We start from the raw sequence: 16,446 nt of genomic DNA, 5'->3' as shown, positions 1-16,446 counted from the left end.
TTCCAGAAGGACATCTCCGTGATTTCGTAGGCCTCTTCTGTGATTTCCTTGGCAAAGCCGAATGCCTGGAAGGTCTCTACGGAGCGGGACTGGATGCCGTCGGCCTGTCCGAGCTCGAGGCGGTGCGGGCGACGTTCAATGATGCGCGTATTGACGTTGGGAAACATTGCGAGCTGTGCCGCGGCGATCATGCCTGCGGGCCCGGAGCCCACAATGAGAACGTCCATTTCATCTGGAAGCTCAGAAGCACGATCGACGCCGTACCCGGCGGGCTCGTGCACGCGGGGATCTTCCGAAACGTAGCCATTGTGGTGGAACTGCACTGTGGACTCCTTAGTCAGCGGTTGTAATGAACGAGAACGAAGGGGTGGCGGGGGTAGCCGCCACTCCCCTACTGCCATGTGAGCTTTGCTCTTGAAGGTGGTGACTCAGTTCAAGGCGTCTCTGAGATGTGAGCTGGGTCTTAGAAGAGAATCATATATGATATGTCCGCCTCGCACAATGGCCCTAGCGAAACTGGGAGGGCTCATGTGGAGGGGCGTCGTCTAGCGCGGGCTGAAGATGAAGTGTCCTCGGGATTGCTCGGCCTCGTGTTCCGCGCCGAGCGCGATTCCCTTGCGCTCACGCAGGATGAAGGTGCAGATGAAGCCGACGATCGAAGCGGATACGAGGTAGCCCGACACCGCAAAAGTGGTACCAGTTGCCTCGACGAGCGCGGCGGCGATCATGGGGGCGAAGGCGCCGCCCAGGACCGAGCCGAGGGCATAGGTGATGGACACTCCCGTGGCGCGAATCGAGGCGGGGAAAAGCTCGGCGTACATCGCGGACTGCGCGCCATAGGTCAGGCCTAGGCCCACGGTGAGGAAGAGGAGTGCGCCGTAGAGGAGACCGAGGCTTCCGGTATTGACCAGCGGGAAGAGGGCGGCAGCGCCGATGCCCTGCAAGATGAATCCCAGGAGGTAGGTGTTTCGGCGGCCGATGTAATCCGAAATGAAGCCGGCGAACAATGTAGTCAAGGCCCACGAGAAGGCGGACACGGTCACGGCGTTGAGGACATCACCGCGGTCGAGTGCGACGGGGCCCTCGGGGTCGGTGGCGTAGCGCTGGATGTAGCCGCCCGTAGTCATGTATCCGACGGTGCCGTTACCAGCGAAGACGAGCGCGGCGACTAGGACGAGCGGGGTGAACTTCTTAAACAGCGTGCCGATGGGGTTGGTGGCTTCTTCCTCTTCGCGTTCCGCAATCTCCGCGAACACTGGGGACTCGTCGACGCCCATGCGGATGAGGTAGCCCACGAGAACGAGGACGAAGGACAGGAGGAAGGGAACGCGCCAGCCCCAGTCCATGAAGGCGTCGCCAGGCGCGATGGTGTTCATGATGGACAGCACGCCGGAGGAGAGCAGCAGGCCGGCGGGCACGCCGATCTGGGGGCCTGCGCCGTAGAGGCCGCGCTTGTCAGTCGGGGCGTGTTCCACCGCCATGAGCACCGCGGAGCCCCATTCGCCACCAGCAGAGATGCCCTGGATGATGCGCAAGGTGATGAGGAGAATCGGCGCCCAGATGCCGGCGGTTTCATAGGTTGGCAGAACGCCGATCAGGGTGGTCGCGCCGCCCATGGCGATGAGCGTGACCATGAGGACCACGCGGCGTCCGAAGCGGTCGGCGAAGTGCCCTGCTAGGAACGCGCCAACTGGGCGGAACAGGAAGGACAAGCCAACGGTCAGGAAGGAGATGATGGTGGCCAGGCCACCTTCGAGCGGGCCGAACATGAGGTGGTTGAACACGAGTCCGGCCACCGCTGCATAGAGGAAGTAGTCGTACCACTCGATGGCGGTACCGATGGTCGTCGCGGCGACGACGCGGCGGCGTTCGGCCGTCGAAATTGTCGGCGTGACAGTTGCGTGCGACATAGTGAGATTCCTTTCGGCATGGGGTGTGCCATATACGGAAAAGCGTGTGAGTTGAACCACTTGCGGTGGTGCTAGGGATAATATACGATCTGGGCAAGGATTTGTTCACAATTAAGGATTCTTCATGGCTGTACCTGAGTTCTTGCCGGTTAAACCGGGCAAAATGATCGCTGTCCATGTGGCCTTTGAGTCCCGCGCGGCACAGCGCGGTCGCTGGCCCAAGACCCCGAGTTACTTCCTCAAGGCGACGAGCACGCTGGCTGAGTCGGACGGGATTGTCGAGCGCCCCGAAGGAACCGAGCTGCTGGCCTTCGAAGGCGAAATCGCACTCATCATCGGCACTCCGGCCCGCAACGTATCCCTCGAGGATGCGTGGAAGCACGTTGCCTACGTGACCGCCTCGAACGACATTGGCCTGTATGACTACAAGGTCCAGGACAAGGGCTCCAACACCCGTTCCAAGTCGCGCGATGGGTACACCCCCATTGGGCCGGAGCTTATCGACGCCCAGGGGATCGACCCCAAGGGTCTTCGCCTTCGCACGTGGGTCAACGGAGAGATTGTTCAGGAGGGAACTTCTTCCGACGAGGATCTCATCTTCCCTCTCGCGCAGTTTGTTGCCGACCTTTCCCAGCACATGACCCTGGAGGCCGGTGACATCATCCTCACCGGTACCCCGGCTGGATCTTCTGTCATTGAGCCGGGTGACGTCGTCGAGGTCGAGGTTGATGTGCCAGGGGGCGTGAGCTCCGGCAGGCTGAAGACCACCGTAAAGGAGGTCCCCGCCTCTTTCGATCCGCAGCTGGGCAATTTGCCCTACGTTGACGATAAGCAGCGCGAAGATGCTTATGGTGACCGCGAATCCGCCGGACTTCCCCCCAAGGAAGAGGGTGGCCTAGACCCTGAACTTAAGGCAGCTTTGGAGAAGGCCCCGACCGCCGGCCTGTCTGCCCAGCTGCGCAAGCGCGGCATCAACCAGTCCGTGATCGAAGGCGTGTACCCGCAAGCAAAGGGAACCAAGATGGTGGGCGTTGCCCGCACCCTGCGCTTCGTGGCTGGCCGTGAGGATTTGTTCAAGTCCCATGGCGGTGGCCTCAACGAGCAGAAGAAGGTCTTCGACACGGTCAAGGAGGGCGAGGTCATCGTCATCGAGGCCCGCCAGGAATCCGGTTCCGGAACGCTCGGTGACATTCTGGCACTGCGCGCCAAGGTACGTGGTGCAGCCGGCGTTGTCACCGATGGTGGCGTGCGTGACTACGAGGCTGTGAAGGAGATCGGCCTGCCCGTCTTCACCCAGGGCGCTCACCCCTGCGTGCTCGGCCGCAAGCATGTCCCGTGGGATAGCGACATCGCCGTTTCCTGTGGCAACGCCACCGTCCTGCCGGGTGACATCATCGTTGGTGACGACGATGGCGTCGTGGTTATCCCTCGCGACATCGCCGCGGAAGTCGCCGAAGCTGCGTTGGCCAAGGAGCACGAGGACGAATGGGTTGCCTCCCGGGTGGAGACGGGCGCCAGCTTGGATGGGCTCTTCCCGCCGACCGGGGCGAACAAGGAAGCCTACATCGCCTTCCGTGATGGAAAGGCGGGTGGTCAATGACGGAACCCGTACTAACAGCTGGGGAAAGTAAGTCTCAACAGGCCTATAACTGGATAAGTGAAAAGATTCGTACTCGCGAGTATGAACCCGGCTACCGCCTCGTGTTGGCAGCAATCGCGGATGAATTGGGCATCAGCGTGGTCCCCGTCCGCGAAGCCATTCGCCAATTGGAAGCGGAAGGAATGGTCACCTACGAACGCAACGTCGGTGCCAGCGTGACCACCTACAATCGCGAGGCCTATTACGAATCCATGGACATCGTGGCCACGCTGGAAGCAAATGCCACGGCGCAATCCGCTCCGCATCTTGGCCCAAAGGATATTGCCCGAGCGCGGGAGATTAACCAGCGCATGCGGGAGCTTGATGTCCATCACGATCCAGACGTATTTACCCAGCTCAACAAAGAATTTCATAGCGTTCTCTTTTCCAAGTGCCCGAACGAGAGGCTGAAGAACTTGGTGGTGGACCAATGGAAGCAATTGGAATACCACCGCGTCTCCACCTTTCGGTACGTGCCCGAGCGAGCCCAAGAGTCAACGCGCGAACACGAGCAACTGCTCAGCCTCATCGAGGCTGGCGCGGAACCCACCTACATAGAAAAGGTGGCCAGGCAACACAGACTGACCACCCTCAGCACCTATCGCAAGAAAAACAACTAAGGAGTGTAAAACCCATGGCTACGAACAACGATGCAGCTAAGCCCACCGATCTCCCCGAGAAGATTCTTCACTACATCAACGGCGAGTTTGTCCCGTCGGTAGACGGTGATGAATTCGAGGTCTTGGATCCGGTCACGAACAAGCCCTACATCAAGGCCGCTTCCGGCAAGCCGGAAGACATTGAGAAGGCGGTGGCCGCCGCTAAGGATGCCTTCGAGAACGGCCCGTGGTCCAAGGCCCTGCCGCGCGAGCGCGCCCGCGTCTTGAACAAGATTGCGGACATCGTCGAAACCCGCGCGGACAAGCTTGCCGCGTGGGAATCCTTCGACTCTGGCCTTCCCATCACCCAGGCCAACGGCCAGGCCAAGCGTGCAGCGGAGAACTTCCGCTTCTTCGCCGACTTGATCGTGGCGCAGGCTGACGACGCCTACAAGGTGCCGGGCCGCCAGATCAACTACGTCAACCGCAAGCCGATTGGTGTCGCGGGCCTGATCACCCCGTGGAACACCCCGTTCATGCTGGAGTCCTGGAAGCTCGCTCCGGCCATCGCTACCGGCAACTCCGTCGTCCTCAAGCCGGCCGAGTTCACTCCGCTTTCCGCACAGCTGTGGGCAGGAATCTTTGAGGAGGCCGGCCTGCCGAAGGGCGTCTTCAACCTGGTCAACGGCTTCGGCGAGGAAGGCTATGCAGGTGACCCGCTGGTCAAGCACCCGGATGTTCCGCTGATCTCCTTCACCGGTGAATCTCGCACCGGCCAGATCATTTTCGGTAACGCGGCCCCGCACCTCAAGGGCCTGTCGATGGAGCTGGGTGGCAAGTCGCCGGCCATCGTCTTCAGCGACGCCGACCTGGAGACCGCTATCGACGCCTGTATCTTCGGCGTCTTCTCCCTCAACGGTGAGCGTTGCACTGCCGGCTCCCGCATCCTGGTTCAGCGCGATATCTACGATGAGTTCGTGGAGCGCTACGCCGCCCAGGCTAAGCGCGTGAAGGTGGGTCTGCCCTCCGATCCGACCACCGAGGTCGGTGCCCTGGTGCACCCGGAGCACTACGAAAAGGTCACCTCCTACATCGAGATCGGCAAGCAGGAGGCCACCCTGGCCGCCGGTGGCGAGCGCCCAGAAGGCTTCGAGGAAGGCAACTTTGTTCAGCCGACCGTCTTCGTAGACGTCAAGCCGGATGCACGCATCTTCCAGGAAGAGATCTTCGGGCCCGTTGTTGCTATCACCCCGTTCGATACCGACGAAGAGGCACTCGAGCTGGCCAACAACACGAAGTACGGACTTGCCGCCTATGTGTGGACCTCGGATCTGAAGCGCGCCCACAACTTTGCCCAGAACGTTGAGGCCGGCATGGTGTGGCTCAACTCCAATAACGTCCGTGACCTGCGCACCCCGTTCGGCGGCGTCAAGGCCTCGGGTCTGGGCCACGAGGGCGGCTACCGTTCGATCGACTTCTACACCGATCAGCAGGCCGTCCACATCAACCTGGACAAGGTACACAACCCGGTCTTTGGCAAGCAGGACCAGTAACGTCCGCTCGCCCTCACTACTCCCCCACCACTAGCTAACTAAGGAGCCATCATGGCTGACATTCAGGCCCCCGACATTCTGCGTTGCGCCTACATGGAGATCATCGTTACCGATCTCGCTGCATCCCGAAAGTTCTACGTTGACACCCTCGGTCTTGTCGTCACCGAGGAGAACGAGAACGAAATCTACCTCCGCACCTTCGAGGAGTTCATCCATCACAACCTCGTGCTGCGTCAGGGCCCCGTCGCTGCCGTCGCTGCATTCTCCTTCCGCGTTCGTTCGCCAGAGGACCTGGACCTTGCCGAGGAGTTCTACAAGGCACGTGGCTGCGAGGTCCGCCGCAACAAGGATGGCTTCGTCAAGGGCATTGGTGACTCCGTGCGTGTACAGGACCCACTGGGATTCCCGTACGAGTTCTTCTACGAGGTAGAGCACGTCGAGCGTCTTGCCTGGGCATACGACGCCCACATCCCTGGCGCGCTGGTACGCCTCGACCACTTCAACCAGATCACCCCGGACGTTCCTTCCGCTGTGAAGTACATGGAGGAGCTCGGCTTCCGCACCACCGAGGACATCCGCGATGAGGAGGGAACTGTTTACGCTGCATGGATGCGCCGCAAGCCGACGGTCCACGACACCGCCATGACCGGTGGCGATGGCCCACGTATGCACCACATCGCGTTTGCTACCCACGAGAAGCACAACATCATCGCGATTTGTGACAAGTTGGGTGCGCTGCGCGAGTCCGACCGCATTGAGCGCGGCCCGGGCCGTCACGGTGTCTCCAACGCGTACTACCTGTATCTGCGTGACCCGGATGGCCACCGCGTGGAGATCTACACCCAGGACTATTACACCGGCGACCCGGATAACCCGGTCGTGACCTGGGATGTTCACGATAACCAGCGCCGCGACTGGTGGGGAACCCCGGTTGTTCCTTCCTGGTACCGCGATGGCTCCACCGTCCTTGACCTGGACGGCAATCCGGTACCGCTGGTTGCTCGCGAGGATGAATCCGAGCTGGAGGCAACCATCGGTGCCGACGGTTTCTCCTACACCCGCAAGGAAGATGCGGAGGAGATGCCGGAGTGGAAGCAAGGCGAGTACAAGCTGGGACACCAGCTCTAAAACGGCTTAAGTACTCAGGTTGATTAACGTGGCCCCGTGGCGTCGAGAAGCAAGCGCACATAACGCGGGGCCGCGTTGTCGTTTCACGTGAAACCTTCAGGTTCAACAAACCTGTTAAACAGAACAAATACGTTCTACAACACCTTAAGGAGCGAAGTACATGCTGGATGAGAAACAGCACATCGCTATCGCAGATGAACTGGCGCAAGCCGAAAAGGACCGCACCATGGTCCCGCTGCTGACTGCCCGTTTCCCGGAGATGAGCATCGAGGATTCCTACGCGGTGCAGCGCGAGTGGGTGCGCCGTGGCATCGAAGACGGGCGTCGTCTCGTCGGCCGTAAGATTGGCCTGACCTCCAAGGTTATGCAGGAAGCTACGGGAATCACCGAGCCAGACTACGGCGCCATCTTTGAAGACCAGGTCTATGAGAACGGCTCCACCATCGAGCACGCACAGTTCTCCAACGTCCGCATCGAGGTCGAGCTGGCCTTCGTACTGAAGGAAGAACTGAAGGGGCCCAATTGCAGCATTTTCGACGTCCTGCGTGCGACGGAGTACGTCGCCCCAGCGCTGGAAATCCTCTCCTCCCGCATCGAGATGGAAGGCCGCACGATCGTCGACACAATTTCGGATAACGCGGCGCTCGGTGCCATGGTTTATGGCGGCAACCCGGTGGATCCTGCGGACGTCGATCTGCGCTGGGTGTCCGCGCTGCTTTACCGCAACGAATCCATCGAAGATACTGGGGTGGCGGCGGCGGTGCTCAACCACCCGGCCATGGGCGTGGCATGGCTTGCCAATAAACTCCACGCGCACGGCGATAGTCTCGCCGCCGGCGACATCATCCTCGCCGGTTCTTTCACCAAGCCCATGTGGGTCGAACCGGGCGATACTGTCCACGCTGACTATGGAAAGTTGGGGTCCATCACATGCCGATTCCAGTAAAGTTGCCGCCCACTTTCACGGACGTCCTCGAAAAAGCAGAGGAGCCGCTTGTCGGCGCATGGATTTGTTCTGGCTCGGAGGCCGCGGCTGAGATCATTGCTTCGGCGGGGTTTAGCTGGACGCTGATCGACGGTGAGCATTCGCCCTATGGCCTCGAAACCATCCTCTCCTTGCTGCGCGCCACCGATGCCTATGGCCTGACGCGCGTGGTTCGCGTGCCCGTGAACAACACGGCGCTGATCAAGCAGTACCTGGACCTGGGTGCACAAAACCTGATGGTGCCCATGATTGATACCGCCGAGGAAGCCGAAGCAGCAGTCGCGGCTATGCACTACCCACCTCGCGGCGTACGCGGCGTCGGCTCGGCGCTGGCCCGCTCCTCGCGGTGGAACGGCGTGGAGAACTACCTCGCGAATGCCTCGGACACGGTGAGCCTCACGGTGCAGATTGAGTCTGCGACCGCAGTGGAGAACGTGGAAGACATCGTGGCCGTCGAAGGCGTGGACAACATCTTCGTCGGCCCCTCGGACCTGGCGGCCTCGATGGGGCTGTTGGGCCAGCAGACCCATCCGGATGTGCTAGAGGCGGTCAATCACACATTTGAAGCAGTTCGTGCTTCCGGAAAGAAGGTAGGTGTCAATGCTTTCAACCTTGAACAGGCCCAGAAATATTTAGAATCTGGCGCATCATTTGCCCTGGTTGGGGCTGATGTTCAGCTTCTTTCAGGAGCGGCACGCCAACTGGCAGACAAATTCCATTTGGGAGGGTAAAAAAGAACCATGAGTGAAAACAACAAGGTCAATATTGATGAGCTGCTGGCCAAGGTTCCGACCGGCCTGCTGATTAACGGTGAGTGGGTAGACGCTTCCGATGGTGCCACCTTCGATGTAGAAAACCCGGCAACCGGTGAGGTTATTGCCACCCTTGCCTCCGCTACTTCTGAGGACGCGAAGAAGGCTATGGATGCCGCCTGCGCCGTGCAGGATGAGTGGGCACGCACGTCGACGCGTGAGCGCTCCGACCTGCTGCGCCGCGCCTTTGACCTGGTGCAGGAGCGCAAGGATGAGTTCGCTGCGCTGATGACCCTTGAGATGGGCAAGCCGTTGGCGGAGTCCTATGGTGAGGTCACCTACGGCGCTGAGTACCTGCGATGGTTTAGTGAGGAAGCCGTTCGCAACTACGGCCGCACCTTGCCGGCGCCGGAAGGCACCCTGCGCATGATTACCCGCCGCAAGCCCGTGGGCCCGTGCCTGCTTATTACCCCGTGGAACTTCCCGCTGGCTATGGCTACCCGCAAGATTGCCCCGGCCATTGCCGCTGGTTGCACCATGGTGGTGAAGCCGGCCAAGCTGACGCCGCTGACCACCCAGTACTTCGCACAGACCATGATCGATGCCGGCGTTCCGGCAGGCGTGGTCAACGTGGTTTCCGGTAAGTCGGCCTCTGCCATCTCCGAGCCGATCATGGCGGATTCGCGCCTGCGCAAGATTTCCTTCACCGGCTCTACCCCGGTGGGTAAGACCCTGCTCAAGGCAGCTGCTGACAACGTCCTGCGCACCTCGATGGAGCTGGGCGGCAACGCTCCGTTCATCGTCTTTGAGGACGCCGACATCGACCAGGCCGTTGAGGGCGCAATGGGCGCCAAGATGCGCAACATCGGTGAGGCCTGCACCGCGGCTAACCGCTTCATCGTCCACGAGTCCGTCGCCGATGAGTTCGCGGAGAAGTTCGCCAAGCGCATCGGTGAGCTCAAGGTGGGCAACGGCCTCGATGAGGGCGTTACTTGTGGCCCGCTCGTGGAGCAGAAGGCACTGGATAACATCACCGCGCTTGTCGACGACGCCGTGGCCAAGGGCGCCAAGGCCATCGTCGGCGGCAAGCCGGGTGAGGGCGAGGGCTACTTCTACTCCCCTACCGTTCTCACGAATGTCTCCCGTGATGCCCGCGTGGCACAGGAAGAGATCTTCGGCCCGATCGCTCCGATCCTGACCTTCTCCGATGAGAAGGAAGCGATTGAGATTGCTAATGACACGGAGTACGGCTTGGCCTCCTACGTGTTCACCGAGGATTCCGACCGCATGTGGCGCATCGGTGACGGCCTCGAGTTCGGTCTCATGGGCTTCAACGCTGGCGTCATCTCCAACGCCGCTGCCCCATTCGGTGGCGTCAAGCAGTCCGGCATGGGCCGCGAGGGCGGCGCCGAGGGCATCGAAGAGTACACGTCGCTGCAGTACATCGCTATGCGCGACCCGTACGCGAATGCATAAATAGTGCAATAGCTTCGCGATCCACGATGAAAGCCGCCCTACGGGGCGGCTTTCTTTTTCTTCAATCTCTTCTTGGTTTGCATTCTGCACATATACCCAATGTGTGTGCGCTATCACTCAATCCCTGTAGATGTGTCGCAGAATATATTCCAAGTTATCGGCTCACGAGGAGTCGTCTGCACCCAGGGAGGTTTGAAATTGTCTCAAGAAAAAACCAAGAGCTTTGATTACATCGTTGTAGGAGCAGGGTCAGCCGGGTGCGTTATTGCCCGTCGGCTAGTGGACGCGGGAAAGAATGTCGCGGTTCTTGAAGCTGGCGATTATGACGTCAATCCCGACATCGAGAAGGTGCACACCTTGGGACTTCTATGGGGTTCACCTCAAGACTGGAACTATCGTACGGTTCCTCAATCGGGGGCAGCTGGCCGGAGCTTGCACATTCCCCGCGGAAAGGTAATGGGCGGCTCGCACGCGCTCAATGCAACCATTTGGGTCCGTGGCGCTAGGCAGGACTACGACACATGGGCCTATTTAGGTAATGACGGCTGGTCCTGGGAAGACGTGCTGCCCATTTTCAAGTCGATTGAAAGCTTCGATGGTGGCGCTTCGGAAATCCGTGGTAGCGAGGGATTGCTAGATGTAATAGAGGATTACACTCGTCACCCGCTTCAAAATGACCTTATCCAAGCAGCGCAGGAGGCGGGTATTCCACTTAATGAGGATTACAACTCCGGTGACGTGGAAGGCGTGGGCAAGATTCAGGCAAATGTTCGCAACGGAAACCGCTTCAACACTTGGCACGCGTACCTGAAACCAGTCGAGGATGCACCCAATCTCACCATCATCACTAAGGCGCATGTCCACGGACTGCTCGTTGAAAACGGCGCTATCCTTGGCGTTAATGCCGAAGTTGCTGGTGAACTTCAGGAGCTTCGTGCTGATGAGACGATTCTTTGTGCGGGTGCGTTGAATTCGCCGGAAATCCTCCTGCGCTCCGGTATTGGCCCAGCAGAAGAACTCGAGGCCCTGGGGATTGCTTCGGCTCATGATCTCCCCGGTGTAGGTAAGAATCTCCATGATCACTTACTCTCCCCTGTTATCTTCACTACGACGAAGAAGGAAGTACCCGTCCCGGAAGTTCTGCCAGCCGAGGTACACGTGTTTTCCAAGTCGCGTCCTGAGGCTGCCGTCCCTGATACTCAGCCGCTATATTTCTCAATCCCCATGTACAACGAAGACATGGAGGGGCCAGATAATGGGTTTACCCTAATGGGTGGCATTGTTAGGCCTGCCAGTCGCGGGGAGTTGACCCTGACAGGGCCAAATCCCTCGGATCCCATTGCTATTGATTTCGGCGCCTTGTCTGTGCAGGCAGACGCCGATGCATTGGTAGCTTCGGTAAAGCAGTGCCGTGAAGTCGGACGCCAGCCGGCATTGGCTGAGTGGGGTCCCGAGGAAGTCTACCCAGGCCCAGATGTATCCGACGAGGAACTTGAGGACTACGTTCGCAGCACCGCTATCACGTACCACCACCAAGTTGGCACTTGCAAGATGGGGATTGACTCGATGGCTGTAGTTGATCCGCGCACTCTTAAGGTTTATGGGCTTGAAGGAATCCGAATTGCCGACGCTTCTGTAATGCCACTGGTGCCGACGGGAAACACCAATGCGCCTTCCATCATGATCGCTGAAAAGGCCGCGACATTCTTGTTGGGGTGACGTCCGCAGGGCAGTCGCAAGCGGCCATTGTAATTAATTCCCGATCGGTATGGCGCGGGTGCCGCGGCCGCGCGAGCGTCGTACGCAAGGGCTTTGTAATTCTGACTGTTGCACTTGGCGCGGCTGGATGGGTTTCGGTGATTATGCAACTGTAAAAATAGCCGGAATCGCGCACAACTGCGTGGGCTGTTCTTGATGAAACATACGGGAAGTCTCTCGGTAATGCATTGGCAATAAGCCGATTTAGTCTAAACCGTCAGATTGACGGCAACCCCATCTGCAAGAAGGCTGATCTGTGGAATTTTGCATCCGCCGGTGTTCTTGCGTGTCTTATTGGTTATTAAATTTAGTTTGAACACTGTCGGTGTGAGTCTCATTTCAAACTAGATGTAGATCACTTTGTGCAAAATTTTCGGCACCATCCATCAAGTCATTCCTAGAGATGCATGTCACTATTGAATCCTATAGCGGCATGACTCACATGCTGCTCCCGCTGGCAGAAAGGACTAATGATGGAATCCTCCAAAGTAATTGTTATCGGCGCTGGGTTTTCAGGCCTGGTAGCAGCGCGTGAACTGCAAACTGCAGGTGTGAATTGTGAAGTAATCGAAGCACGCGATCGAATTGGGGGAAGGGCATGGACCGACGATCGAATGGGACTTCCGCTGGAAATGGGTGCAACGTGGGTTCATTGGTTCCAGCCTTACATGTGGGGAGAGATAACGCGGTATAACCAGGGAATCCACACAAGTCCAGCCGATAACGATGCTTATTGGGTCACCCAGGGCAAAGTTTGCAAAGCCAAGGAAAGTGAAGCGGATGAGAAAATGATGCCGGCACTCGACGTAATTTACGAAGGCTCGGATAGGTTTTTCCCCAATCCTCACGATCCACTTGCGATCTTGCGAGATGAATACGGTGCGGACCCAAACGATGTCGAAGCGTTTAAGCAATTTGATCATAAGTCAGTAATGGACATCGTTAATGAAGCAGGCGTGGATCAAGAGCTCCAAGACATGGTTGAGGGTTTCTGGTCTGCTGCATACATTGGCGACCCGCGAACGGGCTCTTCGTTAATGGCGAAACAGTGGGCAGCACTTTCTGACCATAGCCATAAATTGGTCGATGAAATTAATCTCAGGTTCAAGCTCGATAACGGAATGCGAGGTCTTTACGAGAGCATTCGAGAAGACCTGAGGTGCCCAGTTCACCTGTCGTCTCCCGTAACGAAAGTGAAGCAAACTGATTCAGGGGTGCGTGTCACGCTTGAAACTGGAGAAGTCAAGGAGGCGAATAAAGTGATCAGCACTGTTCCACTTGGTGCGCTTACGAACATAGAATTCGACCCACCCCTCAGTGGGGATCAGCGGCGTGTTATCGGGGACAAGTGGAATTCAACTGGTGCAAAGATATGGATAAAAATTAAGGGACACCACAAGATAATTGCTTATGCTGGCGCAGACCACCCAATGTCGTTGATCAGATCTGAATACTTTATGGATGACGGGACAACCGTTCTCGTTGGATTTGGTGCTGACCATAGCAAGATTGATTTAAATAGCATCGAGGACGCTCAAAGAATCATGGACACATGGGATTTGGGAGTAGAAGTTGTTGATTCAACGGGTCATGACTGGGTGAAAGATAAGTGGACTCAACAAGTTTGGGCTACTTTGCGCAAGGGACAGTTTATTGATGGATGGAGCCATTTCATTGACTCCGAATCCGATATTCATTTCGCAGGAGCTGATTTTGCTCCTGGTTGGCGTGGGGTGATTGTGGATGGAGCAATTCAATCCGGGATTATTACTGCACGCCGAGTAATTAGTCAGCTGCGTGAGAACGGAAAGCTCTAGGACTAATTCCGAACTCTTCTTTAAAAGCCCTGGATATATGACTAGGTTGGATTAACCCATACGCTTGGGCAATCTCTCTAATTGAGAGATTGCTAAAAGCTGGGTTGGCTAAATCCCTGCGGATTAAGTGCACGCGCCTAGACTTGATGTATTTGGAGACAGTGAGTTGATGAGCGGCAAAGTGTTTTTGAAGACTTCTTAAAGAAATGTACATAGCCTTCGCTACACTTTCTGCGTTGAGACTAGGATCGCTGAGGTGGCGGTCTATATAGTCCGTAGCCTTTTCAAACGTGCTGTCATGGGTGAAAGGGCGTTCGGCTTGTCGAGCCCCAATTAAGGCATAGGTGACCGCTTCGAGCAAGCACTCAACGGCCTGTACGGTGTTGCGATCTTCTTCCAGGCGATTCCCAAGACGGCCAAAACTCGGTAAAAGTACTGAACCAATTCCCGTCTTTCTGTCCAGAGTTGTTAGAGCAAGTGACTCGATCACGCTCTCTGGGTGAGAGAGGATACTGGCGGGGGCTTTCACCAGTAGGCCTTGCTGTGCGGTAGGAAAGCGAATCGTATAAGGAAGGTAAGTCACAAAGAGTGTGAGTTGACCGGGTTTTAAGGCCGTAGTCTGCTTTCCTTGTTCAATAATTGTTGTGCCAGATAGCTGCAAATAGAACTTGACGTCGTGAGGGCTCTCCGGGCTGATAAGTTGCGGCGATCTTTCGAGAGTATGCGGGTTAGATTGTATTCCGTAGATTTGTATGCTTCCGATGTTTGATTCGAGGAACGATGCCTGGAAATCGGAGTCTTTTGTTTCAGCTGTTCTTATTGAAGAAAATTTGGCGCTCAAAAACTGGCGCCATTCTGCGAGATTTATCGACGGAGGGTAATCAAGCATTAGGTCGTCCTTTAAGGGTTTTCGACTGGTTGTGTGTTAGCGCGATACGCACTCGGTGACTTGTGGTACTCCGCCTTAAAGATGCGCGAAAGGTGCGAGGGATCGTGCAGCCCGTAGCGGGCGCTGATGTGGCTGATTGATTCCTCGGAGTGCCGCGGGTCCACGAGGTCTTTGCGGATGAGTTCTAGGCGCCTGGTTCTGATATAGCTGCCTACCGAGAGTCCCTGCTCGGCGAACTTGGCGTGGAGGTGGCGCACCGATACGAAGAGTGCTTGGGCGATGGTGCTGGGGCCTAACTCGGGGTCGCCCAAGTTCTTCTCTATGTAGGCGGTGGCCTGGTTGAACAGGAGCGTGCCTGCGGAAGGTTCCTCGGCTACGTCGGAGGAGAGAACCGACACCAACATAGTGAGCGCGGAGCGGACCAGGGCCGTGGCGTGTGGCCCCTTGAGTAGATCCAGATTCTTGGCTAACTGTTCAAAGAGGGGAACCGCCACCGCGCCCAAGCCGTGTGAGCGTGAGATGGGGTTGGCGGTCAGGCGCTGAATCTGCGCCGGTGAAATATTGAGGAAGCTCTGCGGGAAGTGCACGATGAGGGTGTTTTGCTCTTCCGGATAGTGCAGAGTGTAGGGCCGCTGGGTGACGTACAATGCCAAGTCCCCAGGGTGCAACTCACAGGTTCGCCCGTCTTGGCTCATGGTTGAGGATCCGGTGATTTGCAGGCTGAGCTTACAAAAGGGGGCCTCGTTGGCGGCTATCTTGGAGCGATTCACGGTGTGCGGGGAGGTACACATATCGAAGAGGGATATGTCCCCCACTTTCGTTGAGCGCAGCGTGGCGTGAAAGGACGAGGGGTCTTCGGTATCCACGTCGAGTTGGCCAAAAGACTCGGATGACGCCGTGCGCCATGACGCGATATCGAAGTGCTCAACGGCGGAAGTAGACATAAGTGGCATCATATCGTGAGAACTGGCACATTTTTGGACAAATTGTGTGCACTCAGAGTCAATAGAGTCGGTGTGGTGCAGGTAACATCCTAGTTAAAAGTTTCTTTGGGCTTTGTTCGCGGGGCCCTCGACTGCTTCACAAGGAGATCTCATGACTCAGTTCCCCACCTACGCTGATCTGCTCGACGCCATCACGGATGAAAACGGCCGCGAAATCCTCAACCCCGCCACCGGTGAGGTTGTTGGCCGCGCCCCAGAGAACACCGTTGAGGACCTCAACGCTGCAGTTGAGACCGCACGCGCAGCGCAGAAGGACTTTGCCAAGCTCAGCGACGAAGAGCGTTGCGAGCTTCTCACCAAGGCCGCCGCCGCCATCGACGCTAACGCAGAGGTGCTCGTGGAGCTGCTCTCCCGAGAGCAGGGCAAGCCGCTCAACGGCCCGAACGCCCGCTTCGAGGTCGGTGCCTGCTCCGGCTGGCTGAATGCCACCGCCTCCTTCGAGCACCCCAATTACACCGCCGTCGATGATGACATCACCGCCACCGTCAACTACCGCCCGCTCGGCGTCGTCGGTGCTATTGGCCCGTGGAACTGGCCGATGATGATCACCATCTGGCAGATTGCACCGGCGCTGCGTATGGGCAACGCGGTCGTCGTCAAGCCCTCTGAGTACACCCCGCTGTCCGTACTGGGCCTGCTCGAGGTCGTGAACTCTGTGCTGCCGGAGGGTGTGCTCCAGGTCGTTAGCGGCGCCGGTGAGGTTGGCGCGGCGCTGACTACCCACGAGGGCGTCGACAAGATCATGTTCACCGGTTCCACCGCTACCGGCAAGAAGATCGTGGAGGCCAGCGCGGACAACCTCACCCGCCTCACGCTGGAGCTCGGCGGCAATGACGCCGGTATCGTGCTGGATGACGCCGACCCGAAGGAGATCGCAGGCGACCTTTTCTGGGGCGCGTTCATCAACACCGGCCAGACCTGTGCGGCGATGAAGCG

At 57.9% G+C, this 16,446-nt stretch carries 14 protein-coding genes; 10 read left to right on the top strand and 4 right to left on the bottom strand.

Annotation, left to right across the window (positions count from 1 at the left end):
* Both RDN59_RS08430 and RDN59_RS08425 read right to left on the bottom strand, forming a co-directional pair.
* The coding region (locus tag RDN59_RS08430; protein ID WP_308607448.1) for an FAD-dependent monooxygenase at positions 1-323 on the bottom strand (323 nt) is incomplete at its 3' end.
* A gap of 222 nt (positions 324-545) precedes the next feature.
* A complete protein-coding gene (locus RDN59_RS08425) occupies positions 546-1,910 on the bottom strand; it encodes an MFS transporter (RefSeq protein ID WP_308607447.1) in 1,365 nt (454 codons plus the stop codon).
* A 124-nt stretch (positions 1,911-2,034) separates the two neighbouring features.
* On the opposite strand from RDN59_RS08425, the gene RDN59_RS08420 reads away from it, so the two are divergent.
* The 9 genes from RDN59_RS08420 to RDN59_RS08380 all read left to right on the top strand — a co-directional run bounded on the left by RDN59_RS08420 (position 2,035) and on the right by RDN59_RS08380 (position 13,617).
* Entirely contained in the window at positions 2,035-3,510 is a 1,476-nt protein-coding gene (locus tag RDN59_RS08420) for a fumarylacetoacetate hydrolase family protein (RefSeq protein ID WP_308607446.1), read from the top strand.
* A complete protein-coding gene (locus RDN59_RS08415; RefSeq protein WP_308607445.1) occupies positions 3,507-4,169 on the top strand; it encodes a GntR family transcriptional regulator in 663 nt (220 codons plus the stop codon). The genes RDN59_RS08420 and RDN59_RS08415 overlap by 4 nt, the downstream gene beginning before the upstream one ends.
* Before the next feature lie 14 nt (positions 4,170-4,183).
* Positions 4,184-5,701, top strand: coding sequence for a 5-carboxymethyl-2-hydroxymuconate semialdehyde dehydrogenase (hpaE, locus tag RDN59_RS08410; RefSeq protein WP_308607444.1), 1,518 nt, complete (start codon positions 4,184-4,186; stop codon positions 5,699-5,701).
* 51 nt (positions 5,702-5,752) lie between these two features.
* Positions 5,753-6,829: a 3,4-dihydroxyphenylacetate 2,3-dioxygenase gene (hpaD, locus tag RDN59_RS08405; protein WP_070563615.1), complete on the top strand. Its 1,077-nt coding sequence runs from the start codon at positions 5,753-5,755 to the stop codon at positions 6,827-6,829.
* A gap of 160 nt (positions 6,830-6,989) precedes the next feature.
* Positions 6,990-7,775: a 2-oxo-hept-4-ene-1,7-dioate hydratase gene (hpaH, locus tag RDN59_RS08400; RefSeq protein ID WP_308607443.1), complete on the top strand. Its 786-nt coding sequence runs from the start codon at positions 6,990-6,992 to the stop codon at positions 7,773-7,775.
* Positions 7,760-8,545, top strand: coding sequence for an HpcH/HpaI aldolase/citrate lyase family protein (locus tag RDN59_RS08395; RefSeq protein ID WP_143334977.1), 786 nt, complete (start codon positions 7,760-7,762; stop codon positions 8,543-8,545). Before hpaH ends, RDN59_RS08395 begins: the two co-directional genes overlap by 16 nt.
* Before the next feature lie 9 nt (positions 8,546-8,554).
* A complete protein-coding gene (locus tag RDN59_RS08390; protein WP_308607442.1) occupies positions 8,555-10,042 on the top strand; it encodes an NAD-dependent succinate-semialdehyde dehydrogenase in 1,488 nt (495 codons plus the stop codon).
* Between the two features lie 198 nt (positions 10,043-10,240).
* Positions 10,241-11,761, top strand: coding sequence for a GMC family oxidoreductase N-terminal domain-containing protein (locus RDN59_RS08385; RefSeq protein WP_308607441.1), 1,521 nt, complete (start codon positions 10,241-10,243; stop codon positions 11,759-11,761).
* A 509-nt stretch (positions 11,762-12,270) separates the two neighbouring features.
* Entirely contained in the window at positions 12,271-13,617 is a 1,347-nt protein-coding gene (locus tag RDN59_RS08380; protein ID WP_308607440.1) for an NAD(P)/FAD-dependent oxidoreductase, read from the top strand.
* Here the strand turns inward: RDN59_RS08380 and RDN59_RS08375 are convergent.
* The gene (locus RDN59_RS08375; RefSeq protein ID WP_308607439.1) at positions 13,586-14,506 is read right to left on the bottom strand and encodes a helix-turn-helix domain-containing protein; all 921 of its coding nucleotides are present in this window, start codon (positions 14,504-14,506) and stop codon (positions 13,586-13,588) included. The two genes, RDN59_RS08380 and RDN59_RS08375, sit on opposite strands and share 32 nt — an antisense overlap.
* A gap of 11 nt (positions 14,507-14,517) precedes the next feature.
* On the bottom strand, positions 14,518-15,450 hold the full coding sequence (locus RDN59_RS08370) for a helix-turn-helix domain-containing protein (protein ID WP_308607438.1): 933 nt from the start codon (positions 15,448-15,450) through the stop codon (positions 14,518-14,520).
* 151 nt (positions 15,451-15,601) lie between these two features.
* Between RDN59_RS08370 and RDN59_RS08365 the strand changes: the two genes are divergently transcribed.
* Positions 15,602-16,446 (top strand): aldehyde dehydrogenase family protein (locus RDN59_RS08365; RefSeq protein WP_308607437.1); only part of this gene is annotated, 845 nt, incomplete at its 3' end.

This window comes from uncultured Corynebacterium sp. (genome assembly GCF_902489365.1).
Taxonomy (GTDB): domain Bacteria; phylum Actinomycetota; class Actinomycetes; order Mycobacteriales; family Mycobacteriaceae; genus Corynebacterium.
The sequence above is the reverse complement of the archived record's forward strand: the minus strand, read 5'-3'. Positions and strand labels throughout refer to the sequence as shown.